Annotated in this window: 10 protein-coding genes; 4 read left to right on the top strand and 6 right to left on the bottom strand. The window is 72.8% G+C overall.

The window, feature by feature from the left end:
- Positions 1-15 precede the first annotated feature (15 nt).
- Positions 16-300, bottom strand: a complete 285-nt coding sequence (locus WME95_RS15455; protein ID WP_012235387.1) for a 4Fe-4S dicluster domain-containing protein — start codon at positions 298-300, stop codon at positions 16-18.
- A 40-nt stretch (positions 301-340) separates the two neighbouring features.
- A complete protein-coding gene (locus WME95_RS15450) occupies positions 341-2,074 on the bottom strand; it encodes a fumarate reductase/succinate dehydrogenase flavoprotein subunit (protein ID WP_437909133.1) in 1,734 nt (577 codons plus the stop codon).
- Positions 2,075-2,560: 486 nt separating this feature from the next.
- On the opposite strand from WME95_RS15450, the gene WME95_RS15445 reads away from it, so the two are divergent.
- The 3 genes from WME95_RS15445 to WME95_RS15435 all read left to right on the top strand — a co-directional run bounded on the left by WME95_RS15445 (position 2,561) and on the right by WME95_RS15435 (position 9,717).
- Positions 2,561-7,045 carry a serine/threonine-protein kinase gene (locus tag WME95_RS15445; RefSeq protein ID WP_437909132.1) on the top strand — a complete coding sequence of 1,495 codons (4,485 nt, stop codon included), beginning with the start codon at positions 2,561-2,563 and terminating at the stop codon, positions 7,043-7,045.
- On the top strand, positions 7,042-8,328 hold the full coding sequence (locus WME95_RS15440; RefSeq protein ID WP_437552608.1) for a patatin-like phospholipase family protein: 1,287 nt from the start codon (positions 7,042-7,044) through the stop codon (positions 8,326-8,328). The genes WME95_RS15445 and WME95_RS15440 overlap by 4 nt, the downstream gene beginning before the upstream one ends.
- A gap of 687 nt (positions 8,329-9,015) precedes the next feature.
- Complete coding sequence (locus WME95_RS15435; RefSeq protein WP_437552607.1) at positions 9,016-9,717, top strand: hypothetical protein; 702 nt, start codon at positions 9,016-9,018, stop codon at positions 9,715-9,717.
- 37 nt (positions 9,718-9,754) lie between these two features.
- Here the strand turns inward: WME95_RS15435 and WME95_RS15430 are convergent, their stop codons facing one another.
- The 3 genes from WME95_RS15430 to WME95_RS15420 all read right to left on the bottom strand — a co-directional run bounded on the left by WME95_RS15430 (position 9,755) and on the right by WME95_RS15420 (position 13,037).
- Positions 9,755-10,273, bottom strand: a complete 519-nt coding sequence (locus tag WME95_RS15430; protein WP_437909131.1) for an HNH endonuclease — start codon at positions 10,271-10,273, stop codon at positions 9,755-9,757.
- Positions 10,274-10,285: 12 nt separating this feature from the next.
- On the bottom strand, positions 10,286-10,642 hold the full coding sequence (locus WME95_RS15425; protein WP_012235381.1) for a hypothetical protein: 357 nt from the start codon (positions 10,640-10,642) through the stop codon (positions 10,286-10,288).
- Positions 10,643-10,706: 64 nt separating this feature from the next.
- Positions 10,707-13,037, bottom strand: a complete 2,331-nt coding sequence (locus WME95_RS15420) for a PilZ domain-containing protein (RefSeq protein ID WP_437909130.1) — start codon at positions 13,035-13,037, stop codon at positions 10,707-10,709.
- A 329-nt stretch (positions 13,038-13,366) separates the two neighbouring features.
- On the opposite strand from WME95_RS15420, the gene WME95_RS15415 reads away from it, so the two are divergent.
- Positions 13,367-13,726, top strand: coding sequence for a hypothetical protein (locus tag WME95_RS15415; protein ID WP_437552603.1), 360 nt, complete (start codon positions 13,367-13,369; stop codon positions 13,724-13,726).
- A gap of 20 nt (positions 13,727-13,746) precedes the next feature.
- On the opposite strand, the gene WME95_RS15410 is transcribed toward WME95_RS15415, so the two are convergent.
- Positions 13,747-18,885: an AAA family ATPase gene (locus WME95_RS15410; RefSeq protein WP_437909129.1), complete on the bottom strand. Its 5,139-nt coding sequence runs from the start codon at positions 18,883-18,885 to the stop codon at positions 13,747-13,749.
- Positions 18,886-18,892: the final 7 nt, after the last annotated feature.

The raw sequence follows: 18,892 nt of genomic DNA, 5'->3' as shown, positions 1-18,892 counted from the left end.
TCCGCCGTGGTGTCGCTATCGGATGAGAAACGGGATCTTCACGGTGATGGCCTCTTTGGGGCAATCGATCTCGCACGCGAGGCAATACCAGCACTCGTCGTAGGCCATGCGGGCCTTCTTCGTCTCGGGATCGATCGCGAGGCAATCGACCGGGCACGAGTCGATGCAGATGCGGCAGCCCTTGATGCACGACGCCTCGTCGATGACGACAGGCAGATCGAGCCGCACGGCGGCCTCGGCGTGGCCCACGGACCTGGCGCTCTGCGCCTTGACGGATTCGCGGTTGAGCAGGTGACCCATCGCTTGATTGACCTCGTGTTCTCGCGTTCTCGCGCGCTCGTCAGGCCGACGCGCGCTGCTCCTCGGCCGGGATGCGCAGCCGGTGGTAGGCATTGCGCTCGCCGTCGTCGATCGGGAAGAGATAGGGCTCCACCGGCCTCTTGAAGGCGACCATCTCGCCGCGCTCGTCCTTCTTCAGCTGCACGTGCGTGAACCAGCTGCGGTCGTCCATCTCGGGGTAATCGAGCCGGTAGTGGTAGAGGCCCCAGCGGCTCTCGGTCCGGTACAGCGACGCGCGCGCCGCCATCTCCGCGCAGTCGCGGATGAAATGGCACTCCATCACCCGCATGAGCTCGTGGGGGCTCTCCGCGGTGACCTCCTCGAGCTCCTCCTTCGCCCGCAGGAAGTACTCGAGCCCGAGCGCCATCTTGTTCCCCGTCTTGGGCGGCTGGAGATAATCGTTCACCAGGCGCCGCACCTTGTACTCGTACTGGTGCGGAGGCACCCCGCTCCGCCGCGACAGGGGGGCGAGGATGCGCTCCCGCTCGGCGTCGACCGCGGCGGCGAGCGGCTCGACAGCGGGCGCGCGCGTGAGGTAATCGAGCGCGCTCTGGGCGCAGATCTTCCCGTAGGTGAGCGCGCCGAGCAGGTAGTTGTGCGGCACGCACGCCATGTCGCCCGCGGCGTAGAGCCCGGGCACCGTGGTCTCGCCCTTCTCGTTGACCCAGACCCCCGACGCGCTGTGCCCGCTGCACAGGCCGATCTCGGAGATGTGCATCTCGACGAGATCGTTCGCGTAGCTGTGCCCCCTCCCCTCGTGGAAGCGCCCGCGGCTCGGGCGCTCCGTCTGGTGCAGGACCCGCTCGACCTCGGTGATCGTCTCCGGGGCGAGGTGGGTGAGCTGCAGGTACACGGGGCCGTTCGCGGAGTGGAGCTCCCGGTAGAACTCGAGCATCATCTGCCCGCTCCAGTAATCGCTCTCGATGAAGCGGTGCCCCCGCGCGTTGACCGTGTGCCCGCCGAGCGGGCCTGTCACGTACGCGCACGCCGGACCGTTGTAGTCCTTGATGAGCGGGTTCACCTGGAAGCACTCGATGCCCGAGAGCTCGGCGCCCGCGTGGTACGCCATCGAGTAGCCGTCTCCCGCGTTCGACGGGTTCTCGTACGTCCCGTGGAGATAGCCCGACGCCGGCAGCCCGAGCCGCCCCGAGGCGCCGCAGCACAGGATGACCGCCCTCGCCTTGATGATCTCGAGTTGTCCTTCCCGGGTGTCGAAGCCGATCACCCCGGCGACGTGGCCGTCGGTCACGAGGATCCGCGTCGCCATCACGCGGTTGACGACCTTCACGCCGGCGCGCTTGACCATGCGCGTCAGGATCTTCTTGAGATCGTAGCCCTCGGGCATCGGGAGGACGTAGCTCCCGTTATGGTGGACCTTCTTGACGTCGAAATCGCCCGATCGCGTCTTCTGGAACTTCACGCCCCAGGAATCGAGCTCCTGGATCATCGCGAAGCTGTTGCGCGCATATTCATAGACGGCGCGCTGGTTCACGATGCCGTCGTTGGCCACCGTGATCTCCTTCACGTACTGCTCCGGCGTCGCGTGCCCCGGGATGATGGCGTTGTTCAGCCCATCCATGCCTATCGCGATGGCGCCGCTCCGCTTGATATGCGCCTTCTCGAGGAGGACGACCCTCCCCCGGGGCAATCGCTGCTGCGCCTCCACCGCTGCAGTGGAGCCTGCGCTGCCGCCGCCCACGACGACGACGTCCGCCTCTGTCACGCGAATGTCCATTACAAGCCCTCAAGGTTTCGGGCGCGCACACGACGACCCCACCGCCTCTCGGCCCAAGGGGCCAACGGCCAGCGGCCGGGGTCGGACGCCCGGCGTCTCTCATCACAGACGCGGCATCCGTTTTAACAGACGGCCTGTACTTCGGCAACAGCTTTGTTGTTGCTGGCGCAGCACCGGCCAGGTGTCGGGCGCCGTGGGAGGGCGCCTTGCAAGCGAAGCGTCAGAGCGAGGGTCTGGCGCCGCCATCGCGGATGTGGGGCGCGCGGGCAGGCTCACCCCCCGCGGGGATCCCCGAGCCGCCCAGAAAGATTCGCCTTTCCACCCTGGTTGTCTCCCCGGAGACGCGGGCGGGACGCTACCATGCGGGTCAACCCGTAGTCCTCCCATGGATCGGGGGAACCGAGCGCGGACCTCGTTCATCACCGGTCACCCGATTCACCGCGCTCGGCGCCTCCCAGCCAGGGCGCCCGCGCGCCGCTTCGCTGCATGGCCAAGCACCCGTCCCAGCTCGCCGACCTAGAGATCCAGCGCCGCCTCGGCGCTGGCGGCATGGCGGAGGTCTTCCTCGCCAAGAAGCGGGGCGCCGAGGGGACGTACAAGCTCCTCGTCGTCAAGCGCATCCTCCCCGCGCACGGGGCCTCGCGGCGCTTCCGCGCGATGTTCGTCGAGGAGGCCCACCTCGCCACGCGCCTGAACCACCCGAACATCGTCCAGGTCTACGAGTTCTCCGACCACGGCGAGGACGGGCTGCTCCTCTCGATGGAGTACGTCGAGGGCTTCGACCTCGGCAAGCTGATGCGGGCCGCCCAGCAGAAGGAGTCGCGGATCCCGCCGCTCGTGTCGGCGTTCATCGTCTCCGAGGCGGCGAAGGGGCTCCACTACGCCCACGAGCGCAAGGACGAGGGCGGCATGCCGCTCGCCATCGTCCACCGCGACGTCTCGCCGCAGAACATCCTGCTCTCGCTCGAGGGCGTCGTGAAGATCGCCGACTTCGGCATCGCCAGCGCCAACCTCTTCCGCGAGGAGCCCGGCGTGCTGAAGGGCAAGTTCGGGTACATGTCGCCCGAGCAGGCGCGCGGCGAGCGCGTCGACCGGCGCAGCGACATCTACGCCCTCGGCGTCGTGCTCTACGAGCTGCTCGCCATGCGCTCGCCGTACGGCAAGCTCGACGACGAGGCGCTGCTCCAGGCCGTGAAGGAGGGCCGGTTTGACCCCCCGTCGTCGCACGCGCGCGACATCCCCGCGGAGCTCGAGGCGATCGTGATGCGCGCCATGGAGCGCGAGCCCGAGGCCCGCTTCCAGACCGCGCGCGACCTGGCCGGGGCGGTCGCGCGGGCGCTGCTCGCGCGGCAGGAGCTCGTCGACAACGCCTCGGTCGAGCAGACCGTGGCCCACCTGCTCGGCCGCGACCGCGCGGAGGAGGCGCGCGAGGGCGCCGCGCGGCGCGTGGAAGGCGCGGAGGGCGCGGAGGAGCAGCCCGCCGACGACGGCTCCGTGGCGCAGCCGCAGACGCTCGCGGCGGTGCCGGCCGCGCGCACGGGCGGCGACCCCGAGGGCACGGGCGCGCCGCGCGCCGTGCGCGAGGTGCGCCACGTCGCCGTGGTCACGCTGCGCATCGAGGGCGTCGACGCGCTGCTCGGGGCGCAGGGCCGGCTCGCCGGCAAGCGCAGCGGGCGCTCGATCCGCACGACCCTCGACGCGATCGCCTTCAAGCACGGGGCGATCTGGTCGTGGGAGTCGCACGCGAGCGCGCGCGCGGTGGTCGGGCTGCTCGCGAACCCGTCGCGCGCCGCGGCCGACGCGGCCTCGCTGGCGGTCGACGTGCACGAGGCGCTCGCGGGCGCGTCGGAGGACCTGCCCGTCGAGCTCCGCGCCGCGATCGGCATCGTCCGCGGCATCGCGTACGGCGAGCGCGACGAGCAGGGGCACCTCATCAACCACGCGCTCAAGGAGCCCGCGAACTTCCTGGCCGAGCGCCTCGGCAGCCGCACCCCGTTCGGCAAGACCTGGGTCGCGGGCGGCGTCTACCGCCTCGTCCGCCGCGACTTCCGCTGGGGCGACGCGCCCTCGCTCGACCTCGACGACGCCCGCGGCTACCCGGTCCCGCACCAGATGCGGCTCTACGCGCTGCAGCGGCCGCTCACGCGCGAGGAGCGGATGGCGGAGATCGCGCTCTCGCCGAACGACCTCGTGGGGCGCGACGCGGAGCGGGCCGATCTGCACGCGGCCTACCACCGGGCGATCTCGCCGCCCGTGAAGGGCAACGTCGAGCCGCCCGCGCGCTTCGGCGAGAGCGAGCCGCCGGGGAGCCGGCAGAGCAGGCCCCCGAGCATCTCGAGCAGGCCCTCGAGCCCGCCTGTCGGCGCGCTCCGCGGGCAATCCGTGGCGCGCGTCATCGTCGGCGAGATGGGCATCGGCAAGAGCGCGCTCATCTCCACGTTCCTCTCGGAGCTCCCGGGCGACGCGCGCGTGCTCCACGTCGAGTGCTCGCCCGTGAAGAGCGAGCTGCCGCTCGCCACGGTCTGCGACGTGCTCCGCGACGTCACCGGGATGGGGCTCGACCACGCGATCGACGACGCCTCCCACGTGATCCGCGCCCTGCTCGGGCCCATCGCCCGCTCGCCGCTCGGCGCGCGCATCGTCACGCGGCTCGCCGAGCTCGTCACCGGCAAGCAGCTCGAGCACCCCGAGGAGGAAGCGGCCGCCTACGGCCGCGACGTGGTGGTGCGGGGCGTGAAGTACCTGCTCGGCTCGCTGGCGCGCCACCAGCCGCTCGTCGTCGTCATCGACGGCCTCCAGTGGGCCGACCGGCCGAGCCTGGAGCTGCTCTCGGAGCTCCTGAAGCAGCGCGCGGAGCGGCTCCCGGTGCTGGTGCTGCTCCTCACGCGCCCCGAGGAGCGCGTGACCCCGTTCATCGAGGGGCTCGTGCGGATCGAGCTCCGCGGGCTCAGCGCGGAGGAGCAGATGCGCCTCGTCGAGGCCCGCCTCGGCGTGCGCGACGGGGTGGCGGCCGTCTGCGGCGAGCTCGTGCCGCGCGTCGCGGGCAACCCGTTCTTCCTGCTCGAGATGATCGACGCGCTCCTCGAGCGGGGCACGCTGGAGATCGTCGAGCACCCGGGCGGGCGGCACGAGCTCGTGCGCCACGACCGGACGGGGGATCGCGGCGAGCCGCTGCCCTCGACGCTGGAGCAGCTCATCGGCGACCGCCTGCGCGAGCTGCCGCCGGCGGAGCACGACGTCGTGAACTGGCTGGCGGTCGCGGGGGGGCCGCTGCTCAAGGACGACATCCTGAACCTGACGCGGCTCGCCGACGACGAGGCGGTGACGCGCCTCTGCGCGCGCGGCCTGTGCGATCGCCGCGCCGGGGCGGTGGACTTCCGGCACCCGCTCGTGCGCGACGTGGCCTACCTCGCGCTCGACGGCGCGAGCCGCGTGCGCATGCACCGTCGGCTCGGCGAGCACCTCTCGACGACGCCGCTCTCGCAGGGGCTCTCGGCCGCGATCGTGGCGCAGCACCTCGCGCGGGGCGAGGCGCCCGGGCCGGCGGCGGAGCTCTACCTCGACGCAGCGCGGGCCGCGCGCGCGGGGCACCAGGCGCAGCTGTCGCGGCGGTACTACGAGCGCGCGCTGTCGCTCCTGCCGACCGGCGACACGCGGCGGATGATCGCGCACGAGGCGCTGGAGGCGATCTTCCGCCACCTCGGCCGCCGCCGCGACCGGCGGCGGCACCTCGCGGCGCTGCGCCAGCTCGCGAAGGAGAGCGGCCACGCCCGCTGGGCGGCGCTCGCCCTCGTGCGCACCGCGCGGTTCGACCTCGACGACGGCTACCTCGCCCGCGGCCTGCCGGTGGCGCAGCGCGCGGCCGAGATCGCGCGCATCGCGCGCCGCCCCGCGCTCGAGGTCGAGGCGCTCACGATCCTGTCGGAGGTGCTGCGCGAGCTCGGCGACGTCCAGGGCGCGATCAGCGCGTCGGATCGCGCGCTCCGGGTGACGCAGGCGGGCGGGCTGACGCCGCGGGCGCGCGCGGAGGTGCTGCGCACGAAGGGGGTGCTCCTGCGCCGGGTCGGCCGCGTGCAGGAGGCGGTGGAGGCCTACGCCGAGGCGATCGCGGTGTTCCGCGCGGTGGGGGCGCGCCGCAGCGAGGCGCGCGCGAAGAACTCGCTCGCGGTGGCGATGTTCGTGCTCGAGCGCTTCGAGGACGCGATCGCGGTCGGGCTCTCGTCGATCTCCATCGATCTCGCGATCGGCGGCCGGTTCCAGATCGCCAAAACGTTGAGCAACATCGGCCACGCCTACGCGAAGCTGGGGGACGTACCGCGGAGCCTGGCGTACATGAAGCGGGCGCGCGAGGCCCACGAGCGCTATGACGATCAGGATGCGCGGGCCGACACGCTCCTCTGCTCGGCAGGGATCCTCCTCGAGGCGGGCGACGTCGACGCCGCGCACACGCTCTGCGCCGACGCGGGCGCGCTCATCGCGGTGACCGGCAGCGTCTACGACATGATCCACGAGCGCAACGTCCGCGGCCTGCTGGCCAGGGCGCGAGGCGACATCCAGGGCGCGATCGCGAACGCCTCCGAGGCGCGGCAGCTCGCCGAGTCGCAGGGGCTGATGAGCTACCACGCCCACGCGACGGCGATCGAGGCGGCGTCGCGGGTGGACGCGGGGGAGGTCCACTCCGGGGTGCTGCTCGCGCGGACGGCGCTCGGCGCTGTCGAGGCGGGCAGCTCGGAGTACGGCATCGAGGTGCGCGACCTCTGCTGCGAGGCGCTGCAGAAGGGCGCGCCGGCGAGCTCGACGGACGCGTACCACCGCGCGGCGGCGCACGTGAGGAGGGTGGCGGGCTACATCCGCGACGCGCGGCTCAGGGCGCTGTTCCTGGAGCGCACCGTGGTGCGGCGGGTCCTCGCCGCGGAGGCGGACGGACCGGCGGCGGCGCACGACCCGCTCCGCCGCGGGGAGATGGCATGACGGGAACGGGCGCGAGGACCGGGGCGAAGCCGCGGCGCAAGGTGGCGGTGATCCTCTCGGGCGGAGGCGCGCGGGGCGCGTACGAGGTCGGCGTGCTGTCGTACGTCCTCGACGCGTTCGCCCGCCTCCGCGGGGCGCCGCCGCGCATCGACATCCTGTGCGGGACGTCGGTGGGCGCGGTGAACGCGTGTTACCTCGCGGCGCACCTCGACGATCCGACGCTGGGGGTGCGGCGCCTCGTCAACCTGTGGACGCAGCTGAAGCTGGAGACGGTGCTCGGCTTCGGGGTCCGGCAGGCGATCTCGATGCCGAAGCTGCTGTTCGGGGGCGGGTCGGAGGGGGTGGGCCTGTTCGACGTGTCGCCGATGCAGCGGCTCGTCGAGCGGGAGATCCCGTGGCGCGCGATCGCGCGGACGCTGCGCCACGGCTACCTCTCGGCGGTGAGCGTGTCGGCGACGGAGATCGGGACGGGCCGCACGGTGATCTTCATGCAGACGGGCCCGGACGGGGCGCTGCCGACGACGGCGCCGCCGCGGACGATCATCCGGGGGGCGCTGATAGGCCCGCAGCACGCGCTCGCGTCCGCGGCGATCCCGATCCTGTTCCCGCCGGTGCGGATCGGCCGCGATCTGTACATGGACGGGGGCGTGCGGCAGAACACGCCGATCGCGCCGGCGCTGCGGCTGGGGGCGACGCACGTCCTGGCGATCGGGCTGTCGCGCGAGGTGCGGAGCATCGACGCGGGGGACAGCGGCAAGCCGCCGGGGATGGCGCTCGTGCTCGGCAAGGTGCTGAACGCGTTCCTGCTCGACCACATCCAGACCGATTTCGAGGTGCTGACGCGGGTGAACCACATGATCGAGGACGGGGAGCAGGCGTTTGGCCCGGATTTCCTGCAATCGATCAACGGGGCCGCGGCGCTGCGCGGGGCGCTGCCGTACCGGCGGGTGGAGACGCTGGTGGTGCGGCCGAGCGCGGATCTCGGGCGCCTGGCGGCGGAGCACGTGAGGGCGGGCAAGCTGCAGGGCGGCCCGGCGATGATGCGGAGGCTGCTCTCGCTGGTGGACGTCGGCGCGGAGAACGACGCGGATCTCGCGAGCTACCTGCTGTTCGACGGCTCGTTCACGCGGAAGCTGATCGAGCTGGGGCGCGCGGACGCGGAGGCGAGGCGGCACGACGTCGCGGACTTCTTCGGGAGCGCGGCGGAGGAGGCGGAGCCCCGGCTGTCGGACAGCGCGGAGTGGTCGATCCCGCCACCGGTGGGGCCTGGGAGATCCGTGTAGCGCGGCGGGGGCGGAGGTCGGCGCTGGGGGTGTGGGAGGGAGTACCGAGCTGCCCGCCCCCCCTGGCGGCGCCCCCTCCCAACGGATCAATCCGTTGCGCTCCACGGCGGCGCCCCCAGGCCGAAGGCACAGTATCTCGGGGCACTCGCTCTCAACGAGATCGTCGACGATATCTCCTTTGTGAATGACATGCTTGTCGAGGAACACGGCCTCGACGTGCAAGCGCTGGCCGACGGCCCGCATCGTCACGGCGTCGAGGTCCGCCTCGTCGGCGAAGCGAAGCACCGACCGCAACAGCCGATCCCGCGAAAGAGGCATACGCGGGTCGGCCCCGCGGCCACGCTCCTGTGCATCCATCGGCCGAGCCTTGCTCGGCGTCCATGGCCAGCGCTCCCGGGAGTTCGACCCAAGCCTGCTGGGTATGCCTTCATGACGCCATGACCTCTCCCTGCTTCGTCGTTGACAAGATTTCACAACAAACCCATTGTCTATCGCCTCGTCACTCGAAGGCTCACACAACGCCAGCACGCGTGTCCTTCACCGAGGCTGACGCCGCACCGAGTGCCAGTGTGACGGCGTTCAGAGGCTGCACGACGTCGGGAAGAGCCGCGCGGACAAACGCGTACTCGTCGGCGTGCGCGACAAGATCGTCGTCACCGGCTGACGGCTCGGATTGGAGCGAGAACCATGACCATCAACTCGAAGATCCTGATCACGGCGCTGGGGGTGGGAATCCTAGGTTGGGCTTCCGTGGCGCGCGCCGAGGCCCCCTCCGCAGCACCCGAGGCGGATGCCGCTCCGAACGAGTTCGCCCCGGCGCTGCGCCGCGGGGAATGGCTCTCGACCCTGGGGCTGCACGCCTCGCTCGGCCTCGCCTTCGGCGGCGATGAGCTCGCCGAGCTCACGTACTCGGACGGCTCCACGACCACCGTCCACGCCGGAGAAGGGGTCTCCCTCTCCGGTGGACTGACCTGGACGCCTCTCTGGCTCGGGGATCGCGTGGGACTCGGTCTCGGGCTGGACGCCGGGTGGAAGTACAAGAGCACCCTCGTCGACGCCGATGGCTCGATCAAGCTGGAGCGCATCCCATTGATGGCCTCCGTCCGAAGCCTGGTGGCGATCGACAGCTCGTGGCACGGCGTCGTGGCCGCAGGCGGGATCCTGGAGCTCAACCCGCACCTCTATGGCGACGGCGTCCTCGGCGGCGCCGATGCTCGGTTCGACGACGCTCTGGGCGGCATGCTGGAGCTGGGCGTTCTGTGGGGTCGTCCGAAAGGCTTCGGGTTCGAGATGACCGGGCGCTGGACGATCCTGAGCTACGAGTACATGGGCGAGAGCAGCAACGCCAGCAGCGGGTCCGTCAACCTGACGGCCCACTTCTTCCTCTGAGGAGGAGAAGAAGGAGCCGGGCCCGGACTCGAACGGTTCAGGGCTCCCCGGGGCGCCCCTTCGACCGGCGTTCGATCTCATCCGCGGTCAATTCCAGCGCCGCACGCAGATCGAGCACTGCGCGCTCCAGCTCTTCGACGCGCCGGCGGCTCGCCGCGAGCTCCGCCGTAAGCGTCAACTCCGCCTGCCGTGCGCGCCGATAGGCCACCAGCTGCGGGCGATTCAGTCGCAGGCGCTGGACGAAGAACTCGCCTGCGGGGGTGAGGCCAACGAGATGTCCGTCGTCGCTCTCGTGCAGGTGCTGCGTCAGGTTATCTCGCCCGGGATGAAGCAAGCGGACATAAGGAGGATCCTGCTCGTGCCAGTAGGCACCTTTGTGTTCGTTGCACCTGGCACAACAGTAGACGAGGTTGGCCACGTCATCGGTGCCTCCATGCGCGCGCGGGCGATGGTGGTCGACCGTCAGCGTGGCCCCGACCGCATCCTCGTGCCCCCCGCAGTAGGCGCAGCGCGCTCGAAAGCCATCCCGGACCAGCGCGCGTAACTCATCGGCCACGCGACCACGCCCTCAGCGGGCCGGGGCGAGATCGTGCCCCATGAGGCGCCGGTAGTCCTCCGCCAAGGCCGCGTTCTTCTCCCGCAGCTTCTGGAGGTAGGCGGTGGCATCTGCCAGGAGCCCTTCCTGCTCGGCCACGATGCGCGCCAGCGCGTCAGCCTGGGATTCGAGCTGTGCCTTCTGCGCCGCGAGGTCCTCCGCGCGTGCCGCCGCCAGTTCCATCGCCGGGCGCAGCGCGTCGGCCTCCTCCGCGTCGAGATCCTCGAACAGACGAGAGAGCTCCGCGCGCTCGGGGTCCGTCAACGTCCCCCGCGCCTCGGCCGCGCGGAGCGCCTGGAAACGCCGGCTCTTCTCGTCGTTCCACCGCACCCCAGGAGAATGCCACGCCGAGTGCGGCGCGCCAACCCGGCTAGTTCCGCCCGGCCCGCGCCCCTCAGCGCTCCTTGTCCTTCTTGCCGCTCCCCTTATCGCTCTTCTTCTTGGCGTCGTCGGCCTTCTTCTTCTCGTTCTTCTCGTTCTTCTCGGGCTTCGACTTCGACGCCACCTTCTTCGACTCGCCGCGGCCGAGCGAGATCTCCAGGCGATCGCCGCGCGCCTTCGCCTTGTAGGCGGGCACGCCGTCCTTGAACTGCAGGGTGACCTCCGCGCCGTGCGCCGTGTTGACCACGCGCACCGACGCGATGCGCTTGTCCTTGCGGGCGAGACCGCTGCCCGACGACAGCGCCCGCCGATCGGGCAGCGATACCGTGAAGCCCATCGCGCCGGCCGCGCCGTTCAGCTCCTCGATCGGGCCGTCCATCTTGAGCTTCAGGACGATGGGGTTCCGCACCGATCCCTGCCCCCACTCCCGCGGCCCCTCCTGGTCGCCGTCGTCCGCCGCTTCCACCTCGTCGTCCTCGCCCGGGCCGCCCGGGACCGCCGCGCCCGGCGCGAGCGCGTCGCCGGCCAGCGCGCTCGGATCCGTCGGCGGCGTCGGCGGCACAGGCTCCGTCGTCGACAGCGGCGTCGCGCCGAACAGCGGGACGTTCGCCGTGAGCGCGCCGCCCGGCGCTGCAGCGGGCCCCGCGGCCGCCGCGAGGGCAGGCGCGCCGGAGGACGCCGACGCTGGCAGCGCCGGCACACCCGCGGCCGACTCGGCCCCGGCCGAAGGCGCGTCGCCGCCCCGCAGGCCGAGGAAGCGCGCCGCCCCGAACACCACGAGCACCGCCGCCAGCCCAAGGAAGCTGCCGACCGCGGCCGCCTTCTTGTTGAAGCGCGGCGGCTCCCCGCCCTCGCCCGCCGCCTCCTCGGGGTCCTCGCGCACCAGCCGGCGCCCGCCGGACTTCAGCGCGCCAGCCGGCGGCGGCGCCGTCTTGCGGCGCGGGCCGCCGTCCTTGCCCGACCCGTCGCCGTCGCCTGCGCGCGCGGCGCGCCGCGCCTTGATCCTCGCCACGAGGCCCGCCATCGCCGTGGCCGCGCGCGCCCCGGCGCCGGCGAGCGCGGGCGCGATCTTGCCCGCCACCGCCTTGCCCGCCATCGCGGCCTTCTCGCCGACCTCGCGCAGCCGGCCCGGCTGCGCGTCGGCAGCCGCCTCGGCGCCCGCGTCCTCGGCCGCGCTCCCCGCGGAGGGCGGCGCTCCGTCGTCCGCGGAGGGCGGGGCCGCTTCGGCGCCCGCGCGCGCCTCCCGGGCCGAGAGCGCCGGCGACACGTCGCTGTCGTGCTCGTCGTCCGCGTGGGCCGCCGCGCCGCCGCTCGCGCCGCCGCTCGCGCCCGATGAGGCGCGCTCGCCCCGAGGCTCGGCCGCCGGCGCCGAGGAAGGCCGCGCCGTCGCGCGCTCGCCCTGAGGATCGCGCGCCGGAACCGTCGGCGCGGTGGAAGGCCGCGCAGCCGCGCGCTCGCCCTGAGGATCGCGCGCCGGGACGGTCGGCGCCGACGACGGTCGCGAAGCCGCGCGCTCGCCCTGCGGCGGCGACGACGGCGCCCGCACCGGCGCGCCGGCGTCGTGGGAAGATCGCGCCGGGGCCGGGGGGAGCGCCTCGGGCGACGAGGGCCGCGGCCGCGGCGCCCTGGCCGCGCGAGGCGCCTCGTAGCACAGCGTGACAACGAGCTGCGGCACGCTCGTCGCCGGGTCGACCTCGACCTTCACGTGATCGATGTACGCCTCGCGGCGCGTGCCCTGATCGACCTCCTCCAGCTCGAGGGAGCGACCCACCTTGAGGAACTCCAGGTTGGAGCCGACCTCGAGGTCGTCGAGCCCGCCGCCGCGCACGCGCGCCTTCATCGGCGAGCCGAGCCCCTCGATGTGGAGCCGCACGCGGGAGCCCCGCTGCGCGGCCCCGAGCGACGCGGCGGCGGCCTGGACGGTGAGCGCCGGCGCGGGGCCCGGGGCGCCCGCGTCGATCGACGAGCACATCGCGCGCACCGCCTCCTCCGACTCGGCGTCGAGGCCGGTGAAGCGCAGGCCGAACTCGCCGCCGCGCGCCTGCTCGGCGCGCCAGCAGACCTCGCCCTCGACGACCAGCTCCTTGCCGAGCCCGTCGAACCGGCAGATCAGGGCGTCGCCGACCCGCGGCAGGTACGCCGTGCGCAGGCGCATCCCCTCGGGGGACATGTCGATCGACTCGGCCTCGAAGCCGCCGCCCGACGTCTCGCCGACCGCGACGAGCGCCTCGACGCGGACCCGCTGCCCGGCGCCAGCGCGCCGCTCGCCGCCGCCCTCGCGCTCCCTGTCCAAGGATTCCGGCGCCTTGCGAACGCCCTCTCCCTCTGCGCCTCGACCGTTCATACGCCCATTCCTCCGCCGCGAAGCCGCGTCCGCCATCGCGGGCCCTCCGCGGTGCAAAGGGCCCATTGGCCGGCAGTACGGCGTAAGCCACGCGCTGGCCAAGTTTTGGAGGCCCCGGCCACGCGCCATGCACCACGTGCCCCGTGAACACGCGCCGCCGTGATGCGCAGCGTTGCGGCGCGGGGACCGACGGAGCAACGGGAGCAACGGGGCGGAGGCGGGGTGCGATGGGCGGCAGGCGGTGACAGGCGGTGCCGGGCGGTGCCGGGCGGTGATCGACCGCTCGCTTCACCTGGCGCTCGGGGGGGCAAACGTGGGAAACTCTCGCGATGGGCAAGGACGAGCCCCCGCAGAACCAGGACACGCCCGCGCCCGCCGCGAATCAGGATGTCGTCTTCATCCATAGCCCCGTCGAGCAGGGGGAAGGCTTCCGGGTGATCCGGAGCCGGGAGGACCGGCTCGAGATCGGCGAGCTGCGGCCCACCGAGCACGGGCGCCCGCTGAACGGGGAGCTCGTGAAGCTGACGCAGCGGTCCGAGCACGCGCGGCTCTTCGACGTGGAGGTGCTCCTCCCGGCGGCGCGCGGCGAGTCGCCCCGGTCAGGCCCCGCGCAGGTCGCGACCGACGCCTACCGCTCGAACTGGGAGGCGATCTTCGGCCCGCGAGAGGCGAACAAGCTCGCCAACTGAGCGCCCGCGATCGCGGGCCGTCAGCGAGGGGCCATGGCGGCGAGCTGCCGCGCCTGGCCGGTCTTCCGGAGCGCGTACGCGATCCCGCGCTGGAGCGTCCCCTGGACGACGGTCTCGCTCAGGTCGATCCCGAGGCTGACCAGCGTCTGCGACACGTGGCCTCGGATCCCGGTGATCACCGCCTCGGCGCCGAGCAGCCGCAGCGCGGTCGCGGCCCGGACGAGCGTCGCGGCGACGCTGCTGTCCACGCCCTTCACGCCCGTGATGTCCAGGATGACGACCTGCGCCGACGTGTCCGCCACGCCGTGCAGCGCCGTCTCGAGCGCCTCGTCCGCCCGCTCCGCGTCCAGGGTCCCGATGAGCGGCATGACCATGATCTGGTCGGTGATCGGGATGAGCGGCGTCGACAGCTCGGCGAGCCGCTCGCGCTGCACGCGGATGAGGTCCTCCTGGAGGGCGGCGCGCGCCCGCTCGGCGCTCTCCCGCTCGACGAGCTCCGCCTCCAGCTGCACCTTCGCCGCGAAGAGCTCCGCGGTGCGGGCGGCGACGGCCGCCTCGAGCGCGTCGTTGGCCCTGCGGAGCTCGTCGCTCGCCGCCTGGACGCGCGCATAGAGCAGCGCGTTCTTCACGGCGATGGCGGCCTGCGCGGCGACGAGCTCGAGCACGTCGAGGCGGGCGGGCGAGAACACCTCGGGCGCGGCGTTGTTCTCCAGATAGAGGACGCCCGAGATCTCCCCCTGGCTCACCATGGGCAGCGCGAGCACCGATCGCGGCTTGCGCGCCGCGACGTAGGGGTCGCCATCGAACCGCCCGTCCTGAGCGGCGTCGGCCACGACGACGGCGCTCCCGGTGCGCATCGCGAGCTCGATCACCCGGGCTGCGGCGGCGCCGCTCTCGCGCACGGGCGTGGACGGGCCGACGCGCACCTCGCCCTCGTCCTCGGCGACGGCCTCCACGCGCGGCCCGCCCTCGTGGTCCAGGATCAGCGCGCCCCGCTGGGCGCCGACGCTCTCGATGGCGAGCCGGAGCAGCCGCGTCATCACGCGGCCGAGGTCGATCTCGCGCGCCACCGCCTGCGCGGCGCGGATGAGCGCCGCCGCGTCGAGCAGCGCCACGCGCCGCGCGACCGCATCGGTCGTCGACGAGGCAACCGAGGTCAGGTTCGACAGGACGCTCGCGGACGCGGGCTGGCCCGCCGCCGCGCGGGGGAGCAGCTGGACGTACGCCTCCTCCATCTGCCGCAGCTTGGCCGTGGCGCCCCAGCGCGCGTAGGCCTGGTAAGCCTCGACGAGGCACGAGCGCGCGAGCCACGGCATGCGCCTCGCCGCGAGGAACCTGCCGCAGAGCTCGCTGACGAGCGCGCGGTAGCGCACGTACCCCGCCTGCTCCGCCGCGTCGCTCGCCTGCTGGTAGAGCTCGAGGATCGGCTCCAGCGCCTCCCCGGCGACGCGCGCGCGCTCCGCCCGGACGAGCAGCTCCAGGTGCCGGAGCTCGGGGCAGTCCCGCGCGAGGACGGCGAGCTTGTCGTGGCTCGACGCGAGCATCTCGGCCAGCGCGCCGCCCTCTTCCCCGCTCGCCCGAGGGCCCAGCGCCAGGAGGGTGAGGCAGGTGTAGAGCGGCAGATCGACGATGCCGATGTACTGGCCCGTCAGGGCGCGGGCCCGCTCGTGCGCGCGGCGCGCCATCCGCAGCGCGCCCTCGTGATCGCCGTAGAGGTACGCGAGCGCGAGCTTGTTCGTGTAGTAGAAGCCAGCGACGATCGCGAAGGCCATCCCATCGAGCTTCGGCACGAAGGCGTCCTCGTCGAAGCCGGCGTCGCTCAGCGTGCCGCGGTCCAGCGTGCGCCCCTCGAGGTTCTGGATCACCTGCCGCGCGACGGTCTGGACCGCCGTCGACAGCGCGTCCTTCGTGCGGGAGGTGAAGCGCAGGAACCCGCCGACGTCCTCGCGCACGCGCCGGAGCTCGCCTTCCAGGCTGAGCTTCATCTGGGCGATGATGTTGGAGGACGCCGACGCGAACATGAAGTCGCCGGTCTCCATCCCGGCGATCCGCGCCCGCTGGAGGACCTCGAGCGCCTCGCGCTGCGGCCTCGAGAGGTTCATGACGACCCCGTAGTTGAAGTCGAGCTTCGCCCTGATGGCATCGACCCGGTACCTGTCGTTCAAGGCGACGCCCATCCGCACGATCCTGTAGCCCTCGTGCGGCTGGCCCCAGAACGCGGCCAGGTAGAAGCCGTGGTACGCGTACGCCACGCTGGCCATCGGCGAGTTCCCGTGCCGGAGCGACAGGTTCGTCATCCTGACGGCGAGGAGCTGGGCCAGCGGCGGGTTGAGGAAATACGCCGATGGCGAGCCGTAGCCGAGCATCTCCACCACGGCCCTGACGCGCGGATCGGCGAGCTCCGGGCCCACGCCGACGTCCTCGCCCCGCCGGGCGGCGAAGCCGCGCTCGGCTTCGGCGATCTCCGCGCGGAGCGCGGCGGCGAGCGCCTCGCCCTCGGTGGGCACCTCCATGCCGAAGAGGCGCAGGCCCTGGAGCGCCAGCGCGAGCGTGTCCGCCCAGCGGTGCTGCGCGTTGTAGAGGACCATCCGCGTGCAGTACACGCGCGCGCGCTGGACGTCCGAGGCGGCGCGCTCGAGGAGGGCGTCGAAGAGCGCCTCCGCGTCGTCGCAGCGGCCGCTCAGGTACGCGCACTCGGCCTTCACGGCATGGATGTCGAAGACGTCGAAGGCGAGGCCCGGCTCGCCGGCCCATGGATCCGGGCCGAGCGCGGACGCCGCGGCGCTCAGGTAGCCGAACGCGGCGTCGTACGCGGTCGCCGCCTGCGCGCGCCGCCCCGCGGCCACGTTGAGCCGCACGAACTCGCCGCGCTCCGCCGGATCCTCGACCAGGGCCGCGGCGACGTTCAGGTGCCCGACGACGACGAACAGCTCCTCGTCGCTCGGATCCTCGCCGAGGCTCGCCGCGAGCAGCCGGCCGATGCGGTGGTGCAGCCGCTTCCGCTCCGGCTCGTCGATGAGCGCGTACGCCGCCTGCTGGACGCGATCGTGCAGGAACCGGTACGAGACGCGGAACGAGGGGTCCTCGAGCAGCCTGCCGGCGACCGCCGCGTCGCCGGCGTGGACGAAGCGGTACTCGGGATCGAGGGGCACGACGAGGCCTCTCCGCAGGGCCTCCCAGAGGGCCGCGGCCACCTCGCCCGGGGGCTGCTCGGCGACGAGCGCGAGCGTCCGGAGGTCGAAGCGGTGGCCCACGCAGGCGGCGAGCCGGAGGGCCCGCTGCGCGCCGGGCGCGAGCCGCCGCAGCTTCGCGGCCATCAGCTCGACGACGCCCTCCGCGCCCTCCGCGCTCCGGGCGCGCTCGAGGCTCCACGCCCACGCCCCCGCGGCCGGATCGAAGCGCACGATCCCCTCGCCGGCGAGGGCGTGCAGGAGCTGGTGGATGAAGAACGGGTTGCCCGCGGTCCGCTCCAGGATGAGCGCCGCGAAGGCGTCCGTGTCCTCGAGGCGGCAGCGCAGGGCGTCGGCGAGGAGCTGGCGGATGTCCTCGATCTCGAGCGGCCCGAGCCACACCTCGCAGGCGGACGCGCCCGCCGCCCGCAGGCCGCCGACGAACCTCGCCAGCGGGTGGGCGTCGTCGACTTCCTGGTCGCGGTAGGCGCCGATCACGAGCATCCCGCGGACGTCGGGATCGGTCATGAGGAGCTCGAGGAGCTTCAGCGAGGCCGGGTCGGCCCACTGGAGATCGTCGATGAAGAGCGCGAGGAGGTGCTCCTCCGTGACGGCGCGGACGAAGGTCTGGAACGCCAGGCTGAAGCGGTTCTTCGACTCGCTCGGCCCGAGCGGCTGCACGGCGGGCTGGGGTCCGACGACGCGCTCGAGCTCGGGGATCACGTCGACGACGACCTGCCCGATCGAGCCGAGCGCGGCGCTCAGCCGGGCCCTCCAGCGCGCCACGGACTCCTCGCCCTCCGACAGGATGCGCTCGCACAGCTCGCCGAACGCCCGCGCGATGGCCGCGTAGGGGGTGCGCTGCTTGAGCTGGCCGAACTTGCCCGAGACGAAGTACCCGGGCCGCCGCGCGAGCACCTTGTAGACCTCGCGGACGAGGGCGGACTTGCCGACGCCGGCGTGGCCGGAGATGAGGAACAGCTCGACGGCGCCGGCGCCGGCCGAAGCGCGCTCGCACGCGGCCACGATCGCCTGCGCCTCGGCCTCGCGCCCGTAGAGCTTCTCCGGCAGCCAGAGCCGGCCGCCCGCGTCGCGCTCGCCGAGCGGAAAAGGATCGACGCGGCCGTCGGCCTCGTACCTCCGGAGGCACTCCTCGAGATCGGCGCGCAGCGCCTCGGCGCACGGGTACCGATCCTCGGCGGCCTTGGAGAGGAGCTTCATGACGAGATCGGAGACGACGCGCGGGATCTCGGCCGACACGGCGTGCGGCGGCGTCGGCGTCCTGGCCAGGTGGCAGTGCACGAGCTCCATGGCGCTCGGCGCGGTGAACGGAGGCGCGCCCGTGAGCAGCTCGTAGAGGGTGACGCCCAGGGAGTAGAGGTCCGTCCGGCAGTCGAGGCTGCGGTTCATCCAGCCCGTCTGCTCGGGTGACATGTACGCGAGGGTCCCCTCCACGGCGCCCGGGTTCTCGGCCCTCGGCGCCTCCTGCGACAGGCGCGTTGCGATCCCGAAGTCGGAGAGCTTGACCACCAGCGGATCGAGGCGGACGAGGATGTTGTGCGGCTTGACGTCCTTGTGAATGATGCCCGCGTGGTGGAGCGACGCGAGGGCGTCCGCGACGTGAATGCCGATCCGCAGGATCGTGCCCAGGCCGAGCCTCTCGCTCCGCGAGACGATGTCGAGCGACGCGCCGCCGAAGTCCTCCAGGACGAGCACGGGCCCCCCGTCGCTCTCCTCGACGTCCAGGACGCGGAGGACGCCCGCGTGCGCGATCTCACGCGTGATGACCAGCTCGTGGCGGAGCCTCGCGATCGCGCGCGGCGACGCCCGCCCGGCGCTCGGCCCCTTCAGCACGACCGGCTGCCCGTCCGACGCGCGGCGCGCGCGGCACACGGTGATCATCGTCCCCTCGTGGAGGATGGCCTCCGCGGCGTAGCCCTGCGGTGAGCTCGCCGATCCGATGACATGAACCACCCCGGGTGTCGTCATGCGTACA

This window comes from Sorangium sp. So ce327, from assembly GCF_051530205.1.
GTDB lineage: Bacteria > Myxococcota_A > Polyangia > Polyangiales > Polyangiaceae > Sorangium > Sorangium cellulosum_B.
The sequence above is the reverse complement of the archived record's forward strand: the minus strand, read 5'-3'. Positions and strand labels throughout refer to the sequence as shown.

What these genes read in the sequence shown, in the direction of transcription:
- WME95_RS15455 (WP_012235387.1), bottom strand. Translation starts at nt 300, where the DNA reads ATGGGTCACCTGCTCAACCGCGAATCCGTCAAGGCGCAGAGCGCCAGG.
- WME95_RS15415 (WP_437552603.1), top strand. Translation starts at nt 13,367, where the DNA reads ATGGGCAAGGACGAGCCCCCGCAGAACCAGGACACGCCCGCGCCCGCC.
- WME95_RS15450 (WP_437909133.1), bottom strand. Translation starts at nt 2,074, where the DNA reads ATGGACATTCGCGTGACAGAGGCGGACGTCGTCGTCGTGGGCGGCGGC.
- WME95_RS15420 (WP_437909130.1), bottom strand. Translation starts at nt 13,037, where the DNA reads ATGAACGGTCGAGGCGCAGAGGGAGAGGGCGTTCGCAAGGCGCCGGAA.
- WME95_RS15410 (WP_437909129.1), bottom strand. Translation starts at nt 18,885, where the DNA reads ATGACGACACCCGGGGTGGTTCATGTCATCGGATCGGCGAGCTCACCG.
- WME95_RS15445 (WP_437909132.1), top strand. Translation starts at nt 2,561, where the DNA reads ATGGCCAAGCACCCGTCCCAGCTCGCCGACCTAGAGATCCAGCGCCGC.
- WME95_RS15435 (WP_437552607.1), top strand. Translation starts at nt 9,016, where the DNA reads ATGACCATCAACTCGAAGATCCTGATCACGGCGCTGGGGGTGGGAATC.
- WME95_RS15440 (WP_437552608.1), top strand. Translation starts at nt 7,042, where the DNA reads ATGACGGGAACGGGCGCGAGGACCGGGGCGAAGCCGCGGCGCAAGGTG.